Genomic DNA, 22616 nt, shown 5'->3' with positions numbered 1-22616 from the left:
ACCGGAAGTGCCTTTCTGACCTGGACTGATTAGTGCGTAGAGAACACCAATCTTCCCAGTTCAAAGGGCACTTTCCTCATTCCGACACCCTGCGACCAGCCGATACATCGGTGGATCGAGGCTTAGAGCGAACGTCACCATCAACACCACGGCAATCTCGATCCGCAGCGGTCGCCGCTGGTCGTCCGTTGGGGCGTCGGGGGCATTCACTGAAGCCACGGTAGCCTGCCGGGTACACCTGCTTCGCGTATAACCTGACGACGAAGGGGAGCCGTCAGCGCCCGGATCGCCTGGGGCTCGTCACTTCTGGAGTGCGATACTCGTGTCAGGACTTCAGTGTCGTGGCGTCAGGCTTGTGCCGACGGTTCATAGGCCCGTTGGCTTCTCCTGGGCTCGCTGTTGTTTATGCGCCCACCGCCCCAAGTGATTCCGGCGATCATCGCCAGCGTGCAGGCCAGGACGATTAGACAACCGATCAGCCAGAGCGACTGCGGGATGTCGGGGCTGCGCTCGCGTTGGAGGATGGTGATCTCAGCGACGAATGGGCGGGTGAACTGCGCCTCGGCGGGGATTTCTTCGGCGCCGATTCCGGGGTCGCCCGCCAAATAGATGGGTACGGCGGTGAAGGTTTTGCCGTCGTGCACACGCAACAGGGTCTTCCACTCGCCGGCTACGGGGATCGGCTTGGTGGAGACGTAGTGGCCTGCGCCAATTTTGGCGAGATTATCGACGATCTGCCCGCGGTCGTTGGCCAGCTTGCCCTGCCACGCCATTAGTGCCACCCAGTTGGGATTTTCGCTGAGAATGTCCGGCGGGTTGATGCGGACGTCGGCTGTCACCTGACGCTGCCCGTTGAGTGGCGGCGCCTCAGTCAGGGTGACGGTGGCGGTCACGTCTTGCGGCACGTTGTAGCGCAGGCCGTTGGCGGCGGCGCCACCGAGGGCCAGTACCGTCAGCGCGACTAGGCCTATGCTGATGGCGCGCCGCGGAAGCCGCTGGCCGGTGAGCACCATGCCCGCCATGCCGCCGCACGCGCCAGTGAGGACCGCCACCGGCACGGCCATTGCCAACGCTTCGGGCCAGATGCTCGACGGCCACGGATAGTGGTACACGGCGTTGATCCACAGCGATTCCAGCCACAGGCCGATGGTGGCGACGCCGAAACCGCTGAGGGCGCCGAACACGATGGGTCGTTTGAGCAAGGGTGTGAGCGCGATGACTTCGACGACCACGGCGGCGCCGAGGTAGAGGGTGAACCAGTTGATGGGCGCGCCGAGGACCGGGCCCACGAGCAGCGCCACGGCGCCCCGCAGTCCGATCGCGATGACCGCGGCGATGAGCGCGGCGCCGCGGCCCATGAAGACGCGCGCCGCCACCAGCGCCAGGCCGGCGGCGGCGGCGATCAGCATGGGCTGGAACACTTGGCGGAACTGCGGGACGCCGAAGTCGAATTCGATTTGGTAGACAGAGGCGCCGACGAGGACGCCGGCGAAGGCGAGGTATTGGACGAACCTAAGGCCAATCCCGTCGGGGGGAGCGTCTTCGGCACTGGCGTTGGCGTGGCGGCCCTCGTACTCGAGGAACAATGCGGCGATCGTGGAGAAGCCGGCGCCGCCGATCATCATCAGGTGTGTGGGCCCCCATAGCGTGACGTCCTGGCCGAAGATTCGGTGCCAGATGTCGTCGAGGGGGAAGCCCATCAGCGCATAGAGGCCGCAGCCGGCCATCACGATGCCGCCGACGGGTGCGTACCAATGGTCGGTGATGCGCACGGCCGCCGGCCCAGGCCGATCGTGGGGCAGCACCATCGCGGTGCAGCCCGCGACGAAGATGCCGAACAGCCCGATGAGGATGAAGTAGTGCGCAGGGTTGGCGAGCGCGCCGTTATCTCGACCGTTGCCGATGTGCAGGCTGACGTCCCAGATGAAGCCGAACAGCGCACACAGGATAGAGGCGATAAATAGCGCAATCGGCAGGGCGACCCACGGCGGGCGTTTAAAACGCCTGCCGGACCAGTGGCCCAATTCCGCTAGCCAGGCAATCTTGTGGCTTCGATGCTGGTAGCCGACCCACAGCAGCGCCGCGGCGACCACCGCGCCGGCTGAGGACAGGATGAGGATCTCGTGGAGGGCCGTTCCGCCGCCTTGGCTTGCCTGAGCCAGCGTGGACAGTTTCGAGGCTGTGGTGACATCCGTCATTGTCATCTCCCCCGGGTGTGCGCCAGTCGTGACCTATCGCCGAGTGATGTTGCCAGAGTGGCCGACTCGGTACCAGGGGTACCGGAAACTTTCGATCCCCAGTACCACAATCTCTCGCAAACGGTCGGCTTCGTTGACAGCTGTGGCCGGGATTATGGCTCTCGGCAGTACTAGGGCCGACGCGCCTGCGAGGCGGATATGGAACGGGCTGTAGCGGCCTTGCCATTTGGGCGCTCGTCGAGCGGAACCCATTGGCCGATCCGCAGTTGGCGCCCCGCGGCTGCGCTCGCCAGCTTTACGAGGTCAATCTCTTCGATCGGTAGGAGGTGATGTGTCATGCACTCCAGAGCGCCCGGGTTCAGATCCGGGGTGTTTTGGTGCGTTCTTCCGGCGGTGTCGTCTACTTTGCCAGAACGCGATCACACCGCCAAGCGCCAGACCGGCGCCGGCTGCGGTGAGTACAGACGCCTTGGTGTCCGAACCCGCGGTCGCCGCGGGCGCCGGAGGAGACGGCTCAGCGGTGCTGGGTGCTGCACGGGCTGGCGCGGTAGTGGGTGACGGCTGTTCTGGGACGCCGGCGATGGTGAAGGTGTACGAGCCAGAGACGGGGTGGCCATCTGCTGAGACCACGCGGTAGCTCACGGTGAACAGGCCGTTTGTGAGTCGGTCGGGCCCGACGGCGACCGTGAGGCGCGGCCCTTCGACGTTTGCCGAGCCCGATACCCAGTTGCGACCATCGGCGCTGGTGACGGCGACCTCAGCGAACGCTGGGTTGATCTCCTCGGAAAAGATCAGCACGACGGCGGTCAATGGGGACGCTACGCTCGCGTCCTTGGCCGGGTCAGAACCCACGAGAGAGGTGTGCGCGGCAGCAACCCCGACTCCGGACAGCGAGAAGGCCAACGCCACCAGTGTGGTTATGAATGCGCGCGTAGCCAGGTTCACGGTCCTCCTTGAGATTCGCACCCGCGTGCCGACACGCGGTCCGCGCACACGAGCGTATGTTCCCGTCTTTCTAATGCCGACGTGAGTTACGCGCCCCAAGGCCTGGCATTTCGATCTACGACAACACCCGCAGCCGCAATGCCGTCGAAGTCGTTCGCCACGGCGGACCCAACCTGTGCGGTACCGACGGACTCGGCTATCAAAACATCCTTGAAAACCGTGGGAAGCGGGCAACGCCACAGTAGTTGGCTAGTAGCGGCGCACGTTGTAGATCGGCGCCGACGAGATGGGCGCCACCTTCACCGGAGTGCCGTACGTCGAGGCGTGCACCATGTTCCCATCGCCGATGTAGATGCCCGCGTGTGAGGCGTCCGAGTAGAAGGTGACTATGTCGCCGGGCTGTACGTCGGTCGTCGCCACGGGTTGTCCGCCCGCCGCGAGCGCCTGACTCGACCGCGGGAGCGACTTGCCGTTCTGCAGAAAGGCCCACTTGATGAGACCTGAGCAGTCGAAGGCATCTGGTCCTGTCGCGCCCCACGAGTAGGGCGCACCCACGCGGGTCAACGCCGCCTGCACGACCGCGGCCCCGCCGGGTGAGCTGGACGGACCCGGCCCCATCGGCGGGATCGCCTCGGGCATCGCGATGATGGCCGGGTTGGCCGCTGGTGGGACCGGGGGCGCGGGCGGTGCCGGCCCAGGGTCGGCGAGCGCTGCACGTTGGTCGGGAGTCAGTGCGCGATATAGCGCCTCTACTTCGGCGATCTGTGTTCGCAGTCGGCTCTGCTTCGATTGCAGGCCCGCGCGGACGGCCGACGCCTGCTCCGCGGCTGTACGAGCTGCCAGCGTTGATGACTGCGCCGCGAGCGCGGCTTCGTCGGCACGGGTCGATGCGGCGCGGAAGGCCCTAATGCGGTCCGACATCTGAGTGGCCATCACCCTGCTCGAGGAGAGTTCGTCGAGCAGGCGTTGTGGAGACTCGGCGGTCAGCGCCGCGCTGATCGTGCTGGTCGAACCACCCATGTATGACGCGGCCGCCACCTCGTTCACGGCAGCCTGATACCCACCGAGGTCGGCTCGCGCCGCGGTCATCGCTTCGAGTTCGGCGCGTTGACGATCCTCGGCCCTGAGCTGCGCCGCGAGTTTCGCCTCGAGGTCTAGTTCGGCCGAATACACCGCTTCCGTGGTCCGCTCGGCTTCTCGGGAGAGCTCCGTCAATCGAGCCAAGGCGTCGGCAGCCGGGTCTGCCCACCCAGTGCCCGCCGAGTCGCCAAGCGTCAGTGCCAGCACGATCGCCATCACGAGAGCGCTCGCTGATCGGCATACCGCGGCGGGGCGGTTCATCCTCAACACACAGTCCTCACACCGCAGGGACATCTATGGTCTAGCTACGTAGGTCACGGAAAGATTACGAGGAACTGCGTTCAATGTCCACGCACACGGCGATGCTTATCGGCCCTGCGCCGCCCAACGCGCGTGCTTCGTCGCACGGGCGACGCTACGTGTCCCGGCCACATGGGCCCACACCACCCATGCCGCATTTGTGAAACATTTACTGTGTGGAATAGTAGGTAGTGACTCAGTAGACCGTCTGCGGACTTGGCTTGACGAGGAACGACATGACAAGTGGCACCGCCATTTCGGCACGGGTTCATTCCCTGAATCGGCCCAACATGGTCGCCGTGGGGACGATTGTGTGGTTGTCCAGTGAGTTGATGTTCTTCGCCGGTTTGTTTGCGATGTACTTCACCGCTCGTGCCCAGGCCGACGAGTGGCCGCCGCCGCCCACCGAGCTGAACCTCGCGCTCGCGGTGCCGGTGACCCTGGTCCTGGTCGCGTCGTCGTTCACCTGTCAGATGGGTGTATTCGCCGCCGAACGCGGTGACGTGTTCGGCCTGCGCCGGTGGTACGTCGTTACCTTGCTCATGGGAACGTTCTTTGTGCTCGGCCAGGGTTGCGAATACATCAGCCTGGTGCGTGAGGGAACCACGATCGCCGGTAGCGCGTACGGGTCAGTCTTCTACCTCGCTACGGGTTTTCACGGTTTGCACGTGATCGGCGGTCTCGTCGCTTTCATCCTGCTGCTTATGCGCACGCGTATGAGCAAGTTCACCCCCGCCCAGGCGACGGCCGCCATCGTGGTGTCTTACTACTGGCACTTCGTCGACATCGTGTGGATAGCGCTCTTTGCCGTCATCTACTTCGTGAGATGAACAGTGGCACGCCGCGCTGGTGGTGTCGACGACCCCCGCGGGCCGGGCGAGGGACGCAAACGGCCCTGGTCGTCGCAGTGGTCGCCACACTCCTCGGACTCGCCTCGACCGGCGCGCCGTCCGTCGCCGCGGAGCCGTCGTCAGCGCAGACTTCCTCGATCGCCCCACCGCGCCCCGCCGTCCCAACGCCCACCAAACACTCCTACGACGACACCCACCCCGGCCAACGACCAGGAGGGGCGAGCCCGGCGCTGTGGATTCTTGCGGGCGCCGTCGCTGGACTGATCGCGATCGCCGTCATCATGCTGAGAGCGGGCAAACCCGTACGCCATCACCTCACCCGGGGCCCATCACCTTAGCGCCGAGTGGATCGTCAACCGCCGAACAAAAATAAAGAAGTGCCTTTCCGGTGGTGTAGTCGGCGGTCGCGACCACCTCGTCACGCCCGGCACGCCGGCCGCAGCGCTGACCGTGACCGCCGACGACCGAACCCCGATGCTGCCCACGGTGACTGACGCCCGCAAGTCCGGAACGACCAGATCGTCGTAAAGGGGTGGCCTTGTCGACGACTGCTTCGGAGCGGTGCGCTGGCCGCAGCGTTGGTAGACCGCTGCACGCTCCGACGATCGCGGCTCCGCCGACGATTGCCAACGGCGTTAGCGTCGGCCACCAGACGCTCCTGCGCCAATAGATCGCCCGCATTGTTGAAACGCCTCATCAATGTCGTCCCGTCATTCGCCGTGAAGCCATTGCGCTACCATTTACGTAGTCTCTACGTAGACGTGCCGGGCTGACCGGCCCTGGCAGCAGGGGCGCCGCCGGTGCTCGCCCGAGCGGCCGCGGTGCACGCGCCCACGTCCAGTCACGGAGGTCGTCGTGTCGATGCACGGGTCACGCACCACGTCGCGCGGCTTCGACTCGGCGGGCCCGTATTCGGAGCAACCCAGCGTGAGTGGCACTTTAATGACTCGTCGACTCACCGATGCGCCCCGAACGTCGCCGTCAAGGGTGTGCGTGGGCGTTGAGCGTCGGCGACGGAGGCGACCCCCGACACATTGGTCACTAGTGACGCGGCGCGGCATCGCCGCGGGTTTGACCGCGGTACTGCTCGGCGCCGCAGTGTCCGGATGCTCCAGCGGAGACGACGCCGTCGCGCAAGGTGGCACGTTCGAGTTCGTGTCGCCGGGCGGGCAGGTCGACATCTTCTACGACCCGCCGCAGAGTCGTGGTCGCCCGGGGCTGATACGCGGACCCGACCTGATGGACCCCAACCGCACGTTGTCACTCGATGACTTCGCCGAGCAGGTGGTGGTGATCAACGTGTGGGGCCAGTGGTGCGGCCCCTGTCGCACCGAGATGCCGGAACTGCAAAGGGTGTACGACGCGACCCGGGACGAGGGAGTCGCCTTTCTGGGCATCGACGTCCGCGACAACAACCGCCAAGCTGCGGTTGACTTCATCGTCGATCGCAAGGTCACCTTCCCGTCGATCTACGACCCACCGATGCGCACGATGATCGCCTTGGGCGCGAGATATCCCACCACCGTCATCCCGTCCACCATCGTCTTGGACCGGTCGCATCGCGTCGCCGCGGTGTTCCTGCGGGCGCTGCTCGCCGAGGATCTCGAACCGGTGGTCCGTCGCCTCGCCGCCGAGACCACAACCGACTCAGGGCCCCCGCGATGAACGGCGACCCCGCCCCAGCTGCACGTCGCCGCGGGGCGCGGCCGACACTCGGGCGCAACGCCGCGACTCGATGGTGGGCTGCCCCGTGATCGGTCAGGTGGTGATCCCCACCTCACCGCCGTCGCTATGGGCGATGCTCGGTTGGTTACCGCCACCGGTTCCGATACTGCCGGTATTGGCAACTGCTTTGGCGGTGTGGTACCTGCTTGCCGTTCGAGTCGTCAGATCCCGTGGCCGCCAATGGGCGTGGACGCGCACGGCGAGCTTCCTGGCCGGCTGTATCGCCTTGGCGGCGGTGACGGGCCTGGCCATCGACGGCTACGGCTACCGACTGTTCAGTGCTTTCATGTTCCAGCACCTCACGCTGTCGATCCTCGTTCCGCCGCTGCTCGTGCTGGGTGCGCCAGGCCAGCTGCTCCTCAGGTCCACGCCCCATCGTGGACTCGGACGCTACGTCGTGATCGCCGCGCTGGGCGGACTGCGCTGCCGGGCGAGCAGGATCGTGCTGCACCCCGGCTTCACCATTCCGGTGTTCCTATTGAGCTACTACGGCCTGTACCTTTCCGACCTCTTCGACGCGGCGGCGTCCAGCGTGGCCGGACACGTCACACTGCAGGTGTTCTTCCTCACCAGCGGCCTGTTGTTCATCCTGCCGATCCTGTCGACCGGTCCCTTGCCGGTCCGGCAGAGCAACCTGGGCCGCTTCTTCGACATCTTCGTCGAAATGCCACTGCACGTCTTCATCGGCGTCATCCTGATGATGGCACCGCGGACGCTCACCGAGACCTTCGCCCAACCTCCGCCGGACTGGAACGTCGACCCCGTCGCCGACCAGGGTGTCGCCGGCGCCTTGGCGTGGTCCTACGGCGAGCCCGTGGCGCTGCTGACCACAGTGATCTTCGCCATCCGATGGCGCCGTGACGAGGAGTCGGAGTCGAAGAAAAGAGAGGCCGACGTCGAGCGCGACGACGCGGAACTGGCGGCCTACAACGCGTTTCTGCGCGGACTGCACCAACAGCGGCGGCCACCGACCGACGTGCCGCGCACCGCCAACGAGCACGACTGACGCCGTGACGACGACGCGGCGGCCATCAATTCGACGCCAGACCCAGGTCGCCGCAGCGACATCGTCAGGGCTGCAGGGTCTCCATGACGGAGATCTCGCGTTGCTGGCTCTCGATGAGCGATCGCGCGATCGCCATCGCCCGGGGATTCGACCCTGCTTCCAGCTGGTCACGCGCGGCCGAGATCGTGAAACGGTGCTGTCGGATCATCAACTCCAGATACTGGCCCGCCGCACCTGCCCCGGTCGCGCTGGTGACGCGACGGACGTCGGCGTCGACGGCGAGGGGATGTTCACCCGCCGCAACTGGAACGTTGGGCTTGTCCGCCGCAGGACGGGGCCCGCCGGTCATGGAGGTGAATCCCCAATCGACGAGGAGCGCCTGCAGCTCGTTGACGTAGGTGGTGCTGCTCACGCTGATTTGTCTGGCGATGTCACGGATCTCGGGTGCGATGCCTTGCTTGACGGTGGTCGAATTGCTCAATACAACAGCTTGACCGCTGTGGTCGATGATGTCGAAGGCGAACAAGACGTCGAACCGAGTGTGCGGCTGGTCGGCGACGGCACCCGCGGCGCTCGAAGGACCCGGCGACGACACACGGTCCGTGTCGCCGCAGCCCGCGACGACGATTATCGTCACACCTGCGAGTGCCACCCACGCCGCGCGGACCGGTCGCCCGGTGCCCGTTCTCAGATCGTCGCGCACGCGGTCCCTTTCATCGCCGCCTGCATGGGGCGACGGTGACATCGTTGCCGCCGAAGCCCGGTCAGAAGGCCGCCTACACCGCAGGGGTGACCCCATCGCCGAACCTCGTAACGCAAGAATGCGAAGCAATGGCCACATACGTAGTCACATAGTAGATTGGTGGTGTGAAGAGCGCACTGGCCGTGTCCTGCCACGGACCGCGGTCGAGTTGGCCTCACCAACGTCACGTGCGGCCGACGGGTCGACTGGCCCGCCGATGGATCGCGACGGCGCTACTGTTGGCCCTGGGTTTGGCGGTGTTGGCCATGCTTGTGGCCGACCCCGCCGCCGCTCACCTTGCAGGCATGGCCGGCCTCCCGCACTTCTAGCCAGCCGCGGAAGCGCCACAACCCTGCCGCAATTCGGCGCAATGATGCCGTGCAGCACCGTATTTGGGATGCGCCAAGAATGTCATGAAGTCGTTGAGCGCGGGAGCCCTCACGCGAAGCAGATCAGTACGCCCGATACCGACAGCGTGACGATCGCCATCGGTGTGGCGGCCATCGCCGCCACTGCACCGCTGAGCGTGACTTGGGTCTGGATGCGGGAGAACCGTCGTGGTGGCTTCGACAACCGCTCGGCACGGGCGAGCACGGCGATACCGGCGGCGGCCAGACCGTGAGCCGGGGCGGTGGCACCCGCGAGGGTCAACAAGCCCGCGAGCAGCGGCTGACGGCCATGGCGACGAGCGGCCGCATCGTCGGCGCACATCTCCAACAGAGAACTGATGTGGCTGGCTGCGCTCGCGAAGAGCCCGCATGTGGGCAGCGCGGCGGTCAGACCGCGCGCCGCGGCAATGATGTAGGCGTGCCGGCCGTCGAGGTGAGCACGCTCGTGGGCGACGACGGCCGCTAGTTGGTTTTCATCGAGCGCGGCCAGAGCTGCGGAGGTCACCACAATCGCCGGTGGGCGTCCCGCCACGCAATACGCCGCAGGCTCGGATGCCTCGATGACCACGACGTCGCTGCCGTGTGACCGGCCCACCAGGCGCACGGCGTCGGCGTGCGCGAAGGTCTGGGTGCGCATCCGGCCCAGAGCGCGGCCTATTCGAATGACGACGGCGATCAGACTCCCGACCGCGATGGCCACCGCGAGGGTTGCGACGATTCGTGCCGGCCACCCGGCGTGGCCAACGAGAATGGCGCGCAGACGTTCTAGGCACGTGACAAGCACCGCGTCGGGGCTGTCCCAATGCCCAGCGGCCTCGACGAGCAGCAGCGCGACGGCGGCAACCGAGCAGCCGAGCACCGTCACCACAGCGGTGACCCACGCGGCTATCGCCAGGCGCGGAGCCCCGCCGTCGGCGGTAATATGGACCAGCAGCTTCGGTGCGATCGCCAGGACCGCCGCGACGTAGAGCAGCAAAGCCGCCGCCACGGTCATTGGCGACCTGACTTGCGGGCCAGGCGCCGCAGCGCAGCACGCAAGTCAGCGGATTCCTCCGCGTCGATCTGCGCCACGAAATGACTCAGGACTGCCTCCGATCGACCGCCGCCGCTCAGTGCCTCCAGCATGAGTCGTGCACTGTGCTCCTCGCGAGTCAGGGTCGGCCGGTAGCGATACGCCTTGCCGTCGCGTTCACGCGACAGCCAACCCTTGCCGTGCAAGTTGTCCATCGTCGACATCACTGTGGTGTACGCGATGTGGCGTTCGGTGCTCAACTCGTCGAAGATGTCTCTGACCGTGGTGCCGGCCTCGGGGTCACGATTCCAGAGGCGATCCATGATTGACGCCTCAAGTTCTCCGAAGCCACGCACCCGAGCCATGATCGAACCTCCTGAATTGGTCAGTAGGTAGCTTACGGTGTCGATCGGTGTGCCGGCGCTGAAGTGAGCGCACGGCGCCGACTGTGATCGCGCGGCGGCCAGCCGGGCTCGACGTGATTCTACTGACGTCAGTAGCTGGCTGGTAGCCTTCAGCGGCGGGCTGCGTCAGCGATGCTGCCGGCACTCCAGGTCGCCTTCGCCCCTCTGATCGCCCGGCCTCTTCCGGGAAGTTGTCTTCGCGAGGACGACTGTGCTCGCAGTGTGGCCGCCGGTCACGCAGCCGCCCTAGCCGTTAGGCACTCCCCGTTCCCCCAACCACGCCATCGGATCGGTCTTGACCGATCCGTTGCGGTGCACCTCGAAGTGCAGGTGCGGTCCCGTCGAATTGCCTCGGTTGCCCATGGTGGCGATCTGGTCGCCGGCCATCACCCGCTGGCCCGTGTGCACCATCGTGGTGTCGATGTGACCGTAGAGCGTAACTGTGCCGTCCGCGGCTAGGATCTTGACCCACATGCCGAAACCCGGTGTCGGACCGGAGGCAATCACCTCGCCATCGGATGCGGCGTAGATCGGAGTGCCGACGGCGTTGGCGATGTCGAGTCCGGCGTGCAGGGTGCCCCACCGGGCTCCGAAGCCCGATGTCAGGATGCCTCGGGCAGGAAAGGTGAACTGGGGGCGCCGAAGTCGCGCCTCCCGCTGCGCCCGCTCCTGAGCGAAGGCCGCGCCGTTGGCCAATTCCTGTCGATGGATCCCAGCATCGAAACCGTTTGCCACAGGGATGATCTGCATCCCCGAGGCGTCGGGGAGGGCAGATGGGGACGCCGCAGAGTCGGCGACCAACACCGGCTGCTGCGCCTCGGTTTCGTCGACCGCTGCGTTCGCTGCGGCGGCGATCGCGCCGACGGCGATAGCAGTGATGACCAACCTGCTGTGCACCGCACCGGTGGCCGCGGGGGTTCGTCGATGCGCTCCGCCAGATGCGCGGAGGGTAGCGCCCGACTGCGCCCGAGACGACGGTGGACGTTCCCTAAGGCGTGCCCCGCCGACGGGAGCCGGCACGGTCGGTGACGCTGCCTTCGTGGCACCTTTCGGTGGGAGCAGCAGCCGTGGCGACTCATCTGCCACATCGTTGAGGTCGTCGAGTTCCGGTGCGCTCAACACCTCGAAGTCCATAGCGAACGGATCGCTGCGACAATTGGCCATATCCAGCAACGCGCCGAACTCGCCGAAGGCGATGATCTCGGTGACGTCAGTGGCCCCACGATCGGCCGGCGCGTCTGGTCGCGCGAGTCGGTGGTGCACCACTTCGAAGTCGATCCTTTGCCGTTACCGATTCGTTATCTGGTTGGCGAGACGCTAACCCAACACCGGCTACTGGGCAAGCCCGCGAAGCCGATGAACGCCCCCGCCTGACATCACACGTTACTTAATGGGTTGGGACGCAATCTGTTTAATCAGTAACGCACGCAACAACGTGAGGAGCTACTTTGCTAAGTACGTACGTAGTAGAACCAGATTACGGACGACCTTCAGGCTCGGACGTCGTTCGTGACACCTCAATACAGCTCCCCGCCGCCGCGAGACTGGCACCTCCCTAACGCACCGGAGGTCGGCTCGAAGGGGCTGGGCCGGAGCGGATGCGAGTGCTGGCTCGGCACCCGCCCCGGCAGGACGCCCGTCACCGGGCGATGTGGCTCACTGATTGGTCCAGCACTTCCAACTACACAAGCTAGTACTAACCTACGCAGTAGGATATCCTACGTATGTAGTCCGTAGATTCGAAACGCGGTCCGGGCCTGTAGCGGGAGGAGTCTTATGGTCGCCGATGCGCCACCGGTCGGGGAACTGGAGGCACGCCGCCCCTTCCCCGCCCGGATGGGCCCGAAGGGCAATCTGATCTACCGACTGATCACGACCACTGATCACAAGTTGATCGGCATGATGTATTGCGTCGCGTGTTTCGCGTTCTTCCTCATCGGCGGGTTGATGGCGCTGTTCATTCGCACCGAACTCGCGGTGCCCGGCCTGCAGTTCCTGTCCAACGAGCAGTACAACCAGCTGTTCACCATGCATGGCACGGTGATGCTGCTGTTCTACGCGACGCCCATCGTGTTCGGGTTCGCCAATCTGGTGCTGCCGCTGCAGATCGGGGCGCCCGACGTGGCGTTCCCGCGGTTGAATGCGTTCTCGTTCTGGCTCTTCCTGTTCGGTGCGCTGATCGCCACTGCCGGGTTCATCACCCCCGGCGGTGCCGCGGACTTCGGTTGGACCGCCTACACGCCCTTATCTAGTGCTATCTATTCGCCAGGCGCCGGCGCCGACCTCTGGATTCTCGGCCTGATCGTCGGCGGGCTGGGGACGATCTTAGGCGCGGTCAACATGATTACCACCGTGGTGTGTATGCGTGCGCCGGGCATGACGATGTTTCGGATGCCGATTTTCACCTGGAACATCTTGGTGACGTCGATTCTGGTGCTGCTGGCGTTCCCGCTGCTGACCGCGGCCCTGTTTGCGTTGGCCGCCGACCGTCACCTCGGCGCGCACGTCTACGACCCTGCCAACGGCGGTGTGCTGCTGTGGCAGCACCTGTTCTGGTTCTTCGGTCACCCCGAGGTGTACATCATCGCGCTGCCGTTCTTCGGCATCGTCAGTGAGATCTTCCCGGTGTTCAGCCGCAAGCCGATCTTCGGGTACACCACGCTGATCTACGCCACGCTGGGCATCGCGGCGCTGTCGGTGGCGGTGTGGGCGCACCACATGTACGCGACCGGTGCGGTGCTGCTGCCCTTCTTCTCGTTCATGACCTTCCTGATCGCCGTCCCGACGGGCATCAAGTTCTTCAACTGGATAGGCACGATGTGGAAGGGGCAGTTGACGTTCGAGACACCGATGCTGTTCTCCATCGGTTTCATCGTCACGTTCCTTCTCGGTGGTCTGTCCGGTGTGCTGCTGGCCAGCCCGCCGCTGGACTTTCAGGTCACCGACAGCTACTTCGTCATCGCGCACTTCCACTACGTGCTGTTCGGCACGATCGTGTTCGCGACCTATGCGGGCATCTACTTCTGGTTCCCGAAGATGACGGGCCGCCTGCTCGACGAGCGCCTCGGCAAGCTGCACTTCTGGCTGACGTTCATCGGCTTCCACACCACCTTCCTGGTGCAGCACTGGCTGGGCAACGAGGGTATGCCGCGCCGCTACGCGGACTACCTGCCCAGCGACGGGTTCACGACGCTGAACGTGATCTCGACGATCGGCGCGTTCATCCTCGGTCTGTCGACGCTGCCGTTCCTGTGGAACGTGTTCAAGAGCTGGCGGTACGGCGAGGTCGTCACGGTCGACGATCCGTGGGGTTACGGCAACTCGCTGGAGTGGGCCACCAGCTGCCCGCCGCCGCGGCACAACTTCACCGAGCTGCCCCGCATCCGTTCCGAGCGCCCGGCGTTCGAGCTACACTATCCGCACATGATCGACCGGATGCGCCGCGAGGCACATGTGGGCCGGTCGCACGGACCCGAGGACGGCGACGTTACCCGGCTCGACGACGCTCAAGTGCGCACCTAAACCGATCGGCCACAATGCTGATATGCAAAGGCGCGCGCTATTCCAGCCTGATGCGCGGTCACGGCCGACGCGGCCTCATGCCGCTGTTGAGGCCGCAGCGGGTCGGTGAATCACCTAAAAGGCCTACATGATTCGGGGAGACTTCGAGATGGCCGAGGTGATGTGGGAGGCCGCCGAACCCTGCCTTACGGAAGCGCAGCGTGTGACGGCGCTCACGGCGCTACACGTTGGTGAGCCGAGCATGGCCATTCTGGTGGTAGTAAAAGCCCTGTCCCGCAGCGGTTATCCACTGCCGTCCGAGCTGCACGAGGAATTCCACGAGTGGTTGCGGCAGCGTCCAGGTGCAGGTTCAAACCCCGAGTGGTCGCTCCTCGAACTCCGCATCATGGCAGCCGACGTGAAGGCAACCGCCGACGTAAGCATGATCAACGGTTGTTTCGGCGATGCAACCCTCTGCTACTTCATCCTCGACGACGCTGGCGTGGCGGATGCCTCCCCGGAGCAACAAGCCGACGCGCTGAGGGCATGGCTATCAGCTAATCGACCGAGTCCATCGCTGCGAGCAGATATGCGGCTCAATGGATTCGGATTTCTCCTCGACACTCCCGAACCTCCGTCATGCGACGGGCTGGGCACGCCGTGAACGTTTTCGGGTCGCGGCAGCCGACCGCACACTGGGTCGAATACCGTAAATCGACATCGCGCTCGCAGAGACGATCGCAGGGAGGCGAGACGAGCGGAGGCAGACGAGCGAGGTTGCGGTCTGGCTACGCTACGCCGATAGTCCTCAACGGCAGCGTGAGATCTCAGACGTGAACGTAGTTGGCACACGGGAATCTTTGGCTCTCTATTCGGACTGGGCGTACGCGTCAGCGGTGGGCGTGCTGACGCTTGCATTGTTGCTTCTTGCGGCGACTTTCGCGATCGGTCGGACTCGGACACTCGAGAGGTCTATGGCACCTGTAGGGGTCTCGCTCGACAGCGCAAGCCCGGGTGTCGTCACCGAGATGCCGCGGCGATCGCGGGCAGAACGTCTGGAGCGTGCTGGAATAGCGGTTGTCTTCGTGGGTGCCGTCTTACTCCTGATGTGCATTGTGCTGCGCGGCTTGGCGACCTCGCGTGCCCCCTGGGGCAACATGTACGAGTTCATCAACTTGACTTGCTTCTGCGGCCTCGTCGCCGCGGCAGTAGTGTTGCGCCGCCCGCAGTTTCGCGTGCTGTGGGTGTTCGTCCTGATCCCTGTGTTGATTCTGCTCGCGGTGTCGGGCAAGTGGCTCTATGCCGACGCCGCGCCCGTGATGCCTGCGCTGCAGTCGTATTGGTTGCCTATTCATGTGTCGGTGGTGAGCCTCGGCTCCGGTGTGTTCCTTGTCGCCGGAGTGGCGAGCATTCTGTTCCTGGTCAAGACGTCGACTCGTGGTGAGCTGCGGGGCGACGGGAGGAACGGGTACGTCGCGGGCATCATGTCAAGGTTGCCCGATGCGCAGGTTCTGGACAGGATCGCCTACCGCACCACGATCTTTGCGTTCCCGACGTTCGGGTTTGGCGTCATCTTCGGCGCGATCTGGGCCGAGGAGACGTGGGGACGCTTCTGGGGTTGGGACCCCAAGGAGACGGTGTCGTTCATCGCGTGGGTTGCCTACGCGGCCTACTTGCATGCCCGCGCCACCGCGGGGTGGCGTGACAGGAAAGCTGCTTGGATCAACGTGGCCGGCTTCGTGGCGATGGTCTTCAACCTGTTTTTCATCAATCTGGTGATTGCTGGGCTGCACTCCTACGCCGGGGTGGGCTGACGTCGAGGCCAGAGGGTGCGGACGTGTCCGGCACACCAGTTTCGTCTGGCCGCGTCATGACCGCGGCTGAACTCATGACTCCCGTGGTGTCGTCTCGACGACCATGCCTGACCTCCGCCCCGCCCCGGACGGCGCCGCGTACCAATTCCGGGCGCCCCGCCCCTGCCTTGACGGGCACTGGGGCTCCCGGGTTCTACCGCCACGACCTCGACGGCCTGCGCGGTATCGCCATCGCGCTGGTCGCGGTGTTCCACGTGTGGTTCGGCCGGGTCTCCGGTGGCGTCGACGTGTTCCTCGCGCTGTCCGGTTTCTTCTTCGGCGGCCGGCTGCTGCGCGCCGCCCTGACGTCGACCGCCTCCCTGGCACCCGTGCCCGAGGTCAGGCGTCTGATCCGGCGCCTGCTTCCCGCACTGGTGGTGGTCCTCGCGGCCTCCGCGGGGTTGACGATCCTCGTTCAGCCCGAGACCCGGTGGGAGACGTTCGCCGATCAGAGCCTCGCGAGCCTCGGCTATTACCAGAACTGGGAACTGTCGAGCACGGCAGCGAACTACCTGCGCGCGGGAGAGGCGGTCAGCCCGCTGCAGCACCTTTGGTCGATGTCGGTGCAGGGGCAGTTCTACCTCGCATTCCTGCTGCTGGTATTCGGCATCGGCTTCCTGCTGCGCCGCCTACTCGTGGGCAGGCACCTGCGGGTCCTTCTAATCGTCCTGCTATCGGCGCTCACCATCGGCTCATTCGTGTACGCGATCGTTGCGCACCAGGCCGACCAGACCACTGCCTACTACAACAGCTTCGCCCGGGCCTGGGAGTTATTGCTCGGGGCGCTGGCGGGGGCGTTGGTGCAGCACGTCCGGTGGCCGATGTGGCTGCGCACCCTCGTCTCGGCGCTCGCACTGGCCGCGATCCTGTCTTGTGGCGCGTTCATCGACGGCGTCGCGGAGTTCCCCGGACCGTGGGCGCTGGTCCCGGTCGGGGCGACCATCCTGCTCATCCTGAGCGCCGCCAATCGTGCCGCCGACCCGCACCTCGCCCGCGCCGACGGCCGGATGCCCCTGCCGAACCGCCTCCTGGCCACCAAGCCGTTCGTCTCCCTCGGCGCGATGGCCTACTCGCTGTACCTGTGGCACTGGCCGCTGCTGATCTTCTGGCTCGCCTACAGCGGACATACACAGGCCAACCTGGCCGAGGGCGCGGGCGTCCTGCTGGTGTCCGGGGTTCTGGCCTGGCTGACGACCCGCTACATCGAGGACCCGCTGCGGCTGCGTGCGACCAGCTCGGCGAAAAAGGCGAAGGCCGCCCTACCGCTGCGCACGCGCCTGCTTAGGCCCACCATCGTGTTGGGCACGGTGGTGACGCTGGTGGGCGTGGCGCTGACGGCGGCGTCGTTCACCTGGCGCGAGCACGTGGCGGTCCAGCGCGCCAACGGCGAAGAGCTGGCCGGGCTGTCGCCCCGCGACTACCCCGGTGCACGCGCGCTGATCGACCACGCCAAGGTCCCCAAGCTGCCGATGCGGCCGACGGTCCTGGAGGCCAAGGACGACCTGCCGCAGAGCACCGCCGACAGCTGTATCAGCGATTTCGCGGACCCGAGTCTGCGCGAGTGCGCTTTTGGTTCAAAAACCGCGACCCGCACCATCGCGGTGGCGGGCGGCTCGCACGCCGAGCACTGGATCACTGCGCTGGACCTGCTCGGCCGGCTCTACGGCTTCAAGGTCGTGACCTATCTCAAGATGGGCTGCCCCCTATCAGGAGAGCGAGCGCCCCGTATTCCGGGGTCAGGAGAGCCGTACCCGCAGTGCTTTGATTGGGTTCAAGCCGCCATGGGCGAGATCGTCGCTGACCGACCAGATTTCGTGTTCACCACCGTGACACGACCACGGGATACGCAACCCGGCGACGTCATGCCAGATGTGTACCTGCCGATCTGGCAGGCGTTCGCAGAAAGCGGTGTGAAGGTGCTTGGCATGCGCGATACACCGTGGCTGGTCCGCAACGGCGAACCTTTCTTCCCTAGCGACTGTCTGGCCGACGGCGGCGACGCGACGACGTGTGGCATGCCACGAGCGCTCGTCCTCGACGACGTCAATCCCGCTGCAGATCTCACGAATCGTTTCCCGCTGATGAAAGTGATCGACATGAGTAATGCGATGTGTCGCGACGATTATTGCCGAGCCGCCGAAGGGAACATCCTGATCTACCGAGATTCTCACCACTTGACGGCGACGTACGTGCGGTCCATGGCGCCAGAACTCGGGCGCAGGATTGGTGCTTTGACGCGATGGTGGCCCTAGCTGGGCCGTGATGCGCGCACCATGGGCGTTCTGGCTTGAGGCTGCCAGAGCTTGCTCGGTTGCCATCGTTTCTCCAGAGCGGATTCACGTAGTCCATCGCCACCACATTCCAACCATCGCGACGCCACCAACAAGTACTATCTAGGTACGTAGATAATGCGGCGGCGAGGAGAGTCCCCTCAGGGTGCGTTGCTGCGGCTACACAAGACGAGAGGGAGGAGAGGCCTCGCCGTTTGGCAGGCCCGAAGTTGGGCATGGCATACAAAAGTGAGCCACGGGGCAGAGCGCAAGCAACACGGCGTTCCGCTGGTAACGGCGAGATCGCCGCTGCCCTCGTGCAGTGGGCCGGGTCTCGGGGGTGGGCTGCGCGGACCAGTCCCGATGGATGCTGGCACTTCTACGACCCCGATGGTGAGTACGTGGCGTACTGGCCATCGAAAGCATCCTCAGGCCCCGGTCACCGTTGGTAGACAGTGCAGCTCACCCGTTCCCCGGCAGCGCCTTGCAACGCCGGCAGGATTATTCGTGTAGCCAATGCGTGCGGGTGCGCTGGCGGCCCTGCAGCCAAATGGCGCCGTCGATATCCAATGCGGCGATCCGAGTGAGGCGCGGGCGCCTTCGCGCCACATTGGTTGCGGGGCAACAGACCTCGGGTAGGTCAGTCCGTCTACACGGGTTTCTCGCCGAGCCGTTGGCGGCACGAAGACGTTCTGCCACACAGCGGTTCCCCTGGGGGCGTCGGAGAGGGTCTCTCGGCGGCGCCGGCGCTCGCCTTTGAATCTGTCGGGTTGCATGCGTGTCGTCGACGTCGGCGGATGCCGCCGGGCGCGGGTTCGCGCAATTGGGGTTGACGAGTCATATGCACACATGCGTATTATTGCATGTATGGTAGATCGCAACGGCGAGAAGGTAGGTCGCCTCGGCGCGGACGGGGCGCCCACTAATAGGACCCTGGCACTCGACCTGACAGACCTGCTTCCCGACAGCGACGAACGCTGCGCTGACCGCCTGACGCGCGGCCTGGTGGATGACGGGATCATCGAACAGGCCCACGTTATCGACGGCGACACGCCCAAACCCCGCCTGTGCGTGCACTATGACACCGAGGCTGCGTCCGCGACAGAAGTGCGGCGGCGGGCTCTGGAGGCGGCCGACACGATTACGTCGACGTATGGGCACCTGCGGTGGTCGACCACAGGCACTCATGACGATATGGCGATGCGCACTGCGCTCGTCGACACGCTGTCGACGATCCCCGGCGTCGTCGCCGCAGCCGCGACACCAGATTCAGTCGAGCTGGAGTTCGAGCGGACGACGGTGACCGCCCAGGAACTCGTAGACGTGATCGCCACGCAGGTGGCGCCGTCGGGGAGCGCCGCGGACGCGGAAGCAGCCGTCGCGCACGACGGAGACGACGCCGACCATCAACACGGTCACGGCGGGATTTTCGGCGAACGCACCGAACTGGTCTTTGCGGGACTGGCGGGCGCGCTCCTACTCACGGGCTGGTTATTGGCCGCCTTCGCCGATACGCCACGGTCGGCCGAGGTGGTGGTCTACGGCCTGGCGTTCTTCTTCGGCGCGTTCTTCACCGTGCAGGAAGCCTTCGTCAGTGTGCGGCAGGGCCGGTTCGAGATCGACTTCCTCATGCTCGTCTCCGCTGCGGGTGCGGCGGCGCTCGGCGAAGTCGCCGAAGGCGCGCTCCTGCTGTTCCTCTTCAGTGTCGGACACGCACTCGAGGGCTATGCGATGGGCCGGGCTCGCCGGGCGATCGAAGCGCTCGCCGAACTCGCCCCCAAGACGGCGCTGGTGCGACGCGGCGGCACCGGCGATACCGTCGAAGTGTCCGTCGCGGACCTGCGCATTGGGGACATCGTCGTCGTGCGCCCCAACATGCGTCTGGCCGCAGACGGCTTCGTCGTGGCAGGCAGCAGCAGTATCGATCAAGCCCCGGTGACCGGGGAAAGCGTGCCCGTCGACAAGAATCCGGTCCCGGACGTGGCGGCAGCTGCGGCGTCACCCGAGCTCATCGACGCGGCATCGCGAGTGTTCGCCGGCACCATCAACGGCGCCGGCGCCATCGAGATTCAGGTGACCCGGCTCACCAGTGACTCCACCCTGGCCCGAGTGGTGCGTCTGGTGGCCGAGGCGCAAACCAAGACCACCTCCACGCAGCGTTTCACCGACCGCTTCCAGCGGATCTTCGTGCCCGCGATCCTGGTCGGTGTGGTCCTGCTGCTCTTCGCCGGGTTCGTGATCGGCGAGCCGTTCACTGACACGGTGTACCGGGCGCTTGCCGTCCTGGTGGCGGCCAGCCCGTGTGCGCTGGCGATTGCCACGCCCAGCGCGGTGTTGTCGGCGGTAGCGCGGGCGGCGCGGGCCGGCATCCTCATGAAGGGCGGTGCCGCGCTGGAGGAACTTGGCCGGGTCGACGTGCTGGCCTTTGACAAGACCGGCACCCTCACCGAGGGGCGGCCCCGGATCGCCGCTGTCTGCGCCACCGCAGACAGCGGCGACGTCGAATTGCTGAGGATCGCCGTTGCCGTTGAGGAACAAAGCGACCATCCGCTCGCCCGAGCCATCGTCCGCGACGGCCGCGCGCGCCTGGCCGGGGCGGTGACACCCCGCGCGACCGACGTCCGTGCCGTGATCGGCCGCGGCATCGTCGCGTCCGTCGATGGGGTCGAGGTCTGCATCGGCAAGACCGAGTTGTTCACCGACGCCGCTGAGCCCCCGCCGGCTGAGCTGGCGGCCGAGGTGAATCGTCTTGAGCAGGCGGGTCGCACGACGATGCTCGTCCGCGCGGGCGACCGCTGGTTGGGCGCGATCGGATTGATGGACCTTCCTCGGCCGGAGGCGTCGGCGGTCATCGCACGTCTTGCCGCACTCGGCGTGAAGAACACCGTGATGCTGTCGGGGGACAACCAGCGGGTGGCCGATGCCGTCGCCGCCGAAGTCGGTGTCGCCGACGCCCGCGGCGATCTGATGCCCGAGGACAAGGTGGCCCAGATCGCCGCCCTGCGGGAACGCCACGGCCGCGTCGGGATGGTCGGCGACGGCGTCAACGACGCGCCCGCCATGGCCGGCGCGAGCGTGGGTATCGCGATGGGGGCGGCGGGCTCCGACGTGGCGTTGGAGACCGCTGACGTTGCACTGATGGCCGACGACTTGCGCGCGTTGCCGTTTGCGGTGAGCCTGAGCCGCCGCTCCTCGCGCGTCATCAAGCAGAACCTGTGGGCAAGTCTCGGAATCGTCGCGGTCCTCATCCCGGCGACGGTCTTCGGCCTGGGCATCGGTCCCGCCGTGCTCATCCACGAAGGCTCGACGCTCATCGTCGTCGCCAATGCGTTGCGCCTGCTCGGGATGCCTATGCAGTCGGTCACCCCAGCTGCGCCGCGCGTTGAGCGTGCAGAAGAGACGCCATGACGATCGACCCGTCCAATGCCGCAGATGAATTCGAGCATGCCGACGTGGACACGGTGGTCATCTTCGTGGACATCGCTGGGTTCACTGCTTTCACCGAGACCCACGGTGATCATCGCGCTGCCGAACTGGCAGATCGGTTCGCCACCACAGCCGCCAGGGTCCTCGGGCCCGGCGACGACATGATCAAGACCCTCGGCGATGCCGTGATGATCACCAGTTCGGACCCCACCGCGGCGCTGGCCTTCCTCCGGCGACTCCACGACGAGACCAGTGGCATCGACGGCTTTCCATTGTTGCGCGCCGGCATCTGTGCTGGGGCGGTGGTGAAGCGCAGCGGTGACGTCTTCGGGTCGACGGTCAACACTGCAGCCAGACTGGCCGCCGTCGCCAAGCCAGGCCAGATTGTCGGCAACGCCGCGGCCGCGGCCGCGCTTCGGGGAACCGACCTCCTGGCGATGACGTCGTTGGGCCCGCTTCGGTTGCGGAACGTCGGTGCGCTGGTGGAAGCGTTCGCCCTCGACGTCGGAACCCGCCACCAGGAGCACGTCGATCCGATATGTCGGATGCACGTCACGACAGACGCCCAACCGTTGACGATCGCGCACGAGGAAGACACCTACCGGTTCTACTTCTGTTCGACGGCCTGTTTACGCCAATTCGCGCGTCGCGTCGGTGATGTGCGCCCGCCCTCTGGCGATGAGGACCCGCCGACCACGCAGTCGTTCGTCGGTGAGGTTGCGGCGCACTTCGGCGCGCGGGCGTCCTCGCCCCGCGGCCGGAATGCCGAGTCGACCTCACCTCCGTCAACCTTCCCGTAGAGGCCGAAGATGACCTCGTGTCACGAATAGTGTTCGCCGACAACGTAGGTCGCGCCGGGACCTAACCGGTCACCCGGTGGCGGGAAACGGACCCGCTGCTCATCGACACCCATC

At 65.7% G+C, this 22616-nt stretch carries 16 protein-coding genes; 9 read left to right on the top strand and 7 right to left on the bottom strand.

What is annotated here, in order from left to right; genetic code table 11:
• Positions 1 to 347 precede the first annotated feature (347 nt).
• The 3 genes from ACTWP6_RS18130 to ripC form a co-directional block, all read right to left on the bottom strand.
• Positions 348 to 2198, bottom strand: a complete 1851-nt coding sequence (locus ACTWP6_RS18130; protein WP_222878245.1) for a hypothetical protein — start codon at positions 2196 to 2198, stop codon at positions 348 to 350.
• Positions 2199 to 2501: 303 nt separating this feature from the next.
• Positions 2502 to 3143, bottom strand: a complete 642-nt coding sequence (locus ACTWP6_RS18125) for a copper resistance CopC family protein (protein ID WP_443188418.1) — start codon at positions 3141 to 3143, stop codon at positions 2502 to 2504.
• A gap of 249 nt (positions 3144 to 3392) precedes the next feature.
• Positions 3393 to 4484 carry a peptidoglycan hydrolase RipC gene (gene ripC / locus ACTWP6_RS18120; protein WP_222878243.1) on the bottom strand — a complete coding sequence of 364 codons (1092 nt, stop codon included), beginning with the start codon at positions 4482 to 4484 and terminating at the stop codon, positions 3393 to 3395.
• A gap of 275 nt (positions 4485 to 4759) precedes the next feature.
• On the opposite strand from ripC, the gene ctaE reads away from it, so the two are divergent.
• The 3 genes from ctaE (at position 4760) to ACTWP6_RS18105 (ending at position 8105) form a co-directional block, all read left to right on the top strand.
• Entirely contained in the window at positions 4760 to 5353 is a 594-nt protein-coding gene (gene ctaE, locus ACTWP6_RS18115) for an aa3-type cytochrome oxidase subunit III (protein WP_443188417.1), read from the top strand.
• A 963-nt stretch (positions 5354 to 6316) separates the two neighbouring features.
• Positions 6317 to 7039: a TlpA disulfide reductase family protein gene (locus tag ACTWP6_RS18110; RefSeq protein WP_235734108.1), complete on the top strand. Its 723-nt coding sequence runs from the start codon at positions 6317 to 6319 to the stop codon at positions 7037 to 7039.
• 70 nt (positions 7040 to 7109) lie between these two features.
• On the top strand, positions 7110 to 8105 hold the full coding sequence (locus ACTWP6_RS18105; RefSeq protein ID WP_222878241.1) for a cytochrome c oxidase assembly protein: 996 nt from the start codon (positions 7110 to 7112) through the stop codon (positions 8103 to 8105).
• A gap of 64 nt (positions 8106 to 8169) precedes the next feature.
• Here the strand turns inward: ACTWP6_RS18105 and ACTWP6_RS18100 are convergent, their stop codons facing one another.
• The 4 genes from ACTWP6_RS18100 to ACTWP6_RS18085 all read right to left on the bottom strand — a co-directional run bounded on the left by ACTWP6_RS18100 (position 8170) and on the right by ACTWP6_RS18085 (position 11918).
• Positions 8170 to 8631, bottom strand: coding sequence for a DUF305 domain-containing protein (locus ACTWP6_RS18100; protein WP_235733803.1), 462 nt, complete (start codon positions 8629 to 8631; stop codon positions 8170 to 8172).
• A gap of 654 nt (positions 8632 to 9285) precedes the next feature.
• Positions 9286 to 10230, bottom strand: a complete 945-nt coding sequence (locus ACTWP6_RS18095) for a M56 family metallopeptidase (protein WP_222878240.1) — start codon at positions 10228 to 10230, stop codon at positions 9286 to 9288.
• Positions 10227 to 10613, bottom strand: coding sequence for a BlaI/MecI/CopY family transcriptional regulator (locus ACTWP6_RS18090; protein WP_222878239.1), 387 nt, complete (start codon positions 10611 to 10613; stop codon positions 10227 to 10229). The genes ACTWP6_RS18095 and ACTWP6_RS18090 overlap by 4 nt, the downstream gene beginning before the upstream one ends.
• 285 nt (positions 10614 to 10898) lie before the next feature.
• Complete coding sequence (locus ACTWP6_RS18085; protein WP_222878238.1) at positions 10899 to 11918, bottom strand: M23 family metallopeptidase; 1020 nt, start codon at positions 11916 to 11918, stop codon at positions 10899 to 10901.
• 510 nt (positions 11919 to 12428) lie between these two features.
• Between ACTWP6_RS18085 and ctaD the strand changes: the two genes are divergently transcribed.
• The 6 genes from ctaD to ACTWP6_RS18055 all read left to right on the top strand — a co-directional run bounded on the left by ctaD (position 12429) and on the right by ACTWP6_RS18055 (position 22502).
• Complete coding sequence (gene ctaD, locus ACTWP6_RS18080) at positions 12429 to 14174, top strand: aa3-type cytochrome oxidase subunit I (protein WP_011893698.1); 1746 nt, start codon at positions 12429 to 12431, stop codon at positions 14172 to 14174.
• Positions 14175 to 14322: 148 nt separating this feature from the next.
• Positions 14323 to 14817, top strand: coding sequence for a hypothetical protein (locus ACTWP6_RS18075; protein WP_222878237.1), 495 nt, complete (start codon positions 14323 to 14325; stop codon positions 14815 to 14817).
• A gap of 169 nt (positions 14818 to 14986) precedes the next feature.
• On the top strand, positions 14987 to 15967 hold the full coding sequence (ccsB, locus tag ACTWP6_RS18070; RefSeq protein WP_222878236.1) for a c-type cytochrome biogenesis protein CcsB: 981 nt from the start codon (positions 14987 to 14989) through the stop codon (positions 15965 to 15967).
• A gap of 74 nt (positions 15968 to 16041) precedes the next feature.
• Entirely contained in the window at positions 16042 to 18258 is a 2217-nt protein-coding gene (locus ACTWP6_RS18065) for an acyltransferase family protein (protein WP_222882363.1), read from the top strand.
• Positions 18259 to 19125: 867 nt separating this feature from the next.
• The gene (locus ACTWP6_RS18060; RefSeq protein WP_222882362.1) at positions 19126 to 21684 is read left to right on the top strand and encodes a heavy metal translocating P-type ATPase; all 2559 of its coding nucleotides are present in this window, start codon (positions 19126 to 19128) and stop codon (positions 21682 to 21684) included.
• Positions 21681 to 22502: a cyclase gene (locus ACTWP6_RS18055; RefSeq protein ID WP_222878235.1), complete on the top strand. Its 822-nt coding sequence runs from the start codon at positions 21681 to 21683 to the stop codon at positions 22500 to 22502. Before ACTWP6_RS18060 ends, ACTWP6_RS18055 begins: the two co-directional genes overlap by 4 nt.
• Positions 22503 to 22616 lie beyond the last annotated feature (114 nt).

This window comes from Mycobacterium sp. 4D054, assembly GCF_052245755.1.
Classification (GTDB): Bacteria; Actinomycetota; Actinomycetes; order Mycobacteriales; family Mycobacteriaceae; genus Mycobacterium.
Note: the sequence above shows the minus strand (reverse complement) of the source record. Positions and strands in the feature narration are given on the sequence as shown.

Coding starts and splice junctions, on each gene's coding strand:
- ACTWP6_RS18130 (WP_222878245.1), bottom strand. CDS start 2,198: ATGACGGATGTCACCACAGCCTCGAAACTGTCCACGCTGGCTCAGGCA.
- ripC (WP_222878243.1), bottom strand. CDS start 4,484: ATGAACCGCCCCGCCGCGGTATGCCGATCAGCGAGCGCTCTCGTGATG.
- ctaE (WP_443188417.1), top strand. CDS start 4,760: ATGACAAGTGGCACCGCCATTTCGGCACGGGTTCATTCCCTGAATCGG.
- ACTWP6_RS18110 (WP_235734108.1), top strand. CDS start 6,317: ATGACTCGTCGACTCACCGATGCGCCCCGAACGTCGCCGTCAAGGGTG.
- ACTWP6_RS18105 (WP_222878241.1), top strand. CDS start 7,110: ATGGTGGGCTGCCCCGTGATCGGTCAGGTGGTGATCCCCACCTCACCG.
- ACTWP6_RS18095 (WP_222878240.1), bottom strand. CDS start 10,230: ATGACCGTGGCGGCGGCTTTGCTGCTCTACGTCGCGGCGGTCCTGGCG.
- ACTWP6_RS18090 (WP_222878239.1), bottom strand. CDS start 10,613: ATGGCTCGGGTGCGTGGCTTCGGAGAACTTGAGGCGTCAATCATGGAT.
- ctaD (WP_011893698.1), top strand. CDS start 12,429: ATGGTCGCCGATGCGCCACCGGTCGGGGAACTGGAGGCACGCCGCCCC.
- ACTWP6_RS18075 (WP_222878237.1), top strand. CDS start 14,323: ATGGCCGAGGTGATGTGGGAGGCCGCCGAACCCTGCCTTACGGAAGCG.
- ACTWP6_RS18065 (WP_222882363.1), top strand. CDS start 16,042: ATGACTCCCGTGGTGTCGTCTCGACGACCATGCCTGACCTCCGCCCCG.
- ACTWP6_RS18060 (WP_222882362.1), top strand. CDS start 19,126: ATGCGTATTATTGCATGTATGGTAGATCGCAACGGCGAGAAGGTAGGT.
- ACTWP6_RS18055 (WP_222878235.1), top strand. CDS start 21,681: ATGACGATCGACCCGTCCAATGCCGCAGATGAATTCGAGCATGCCGAC.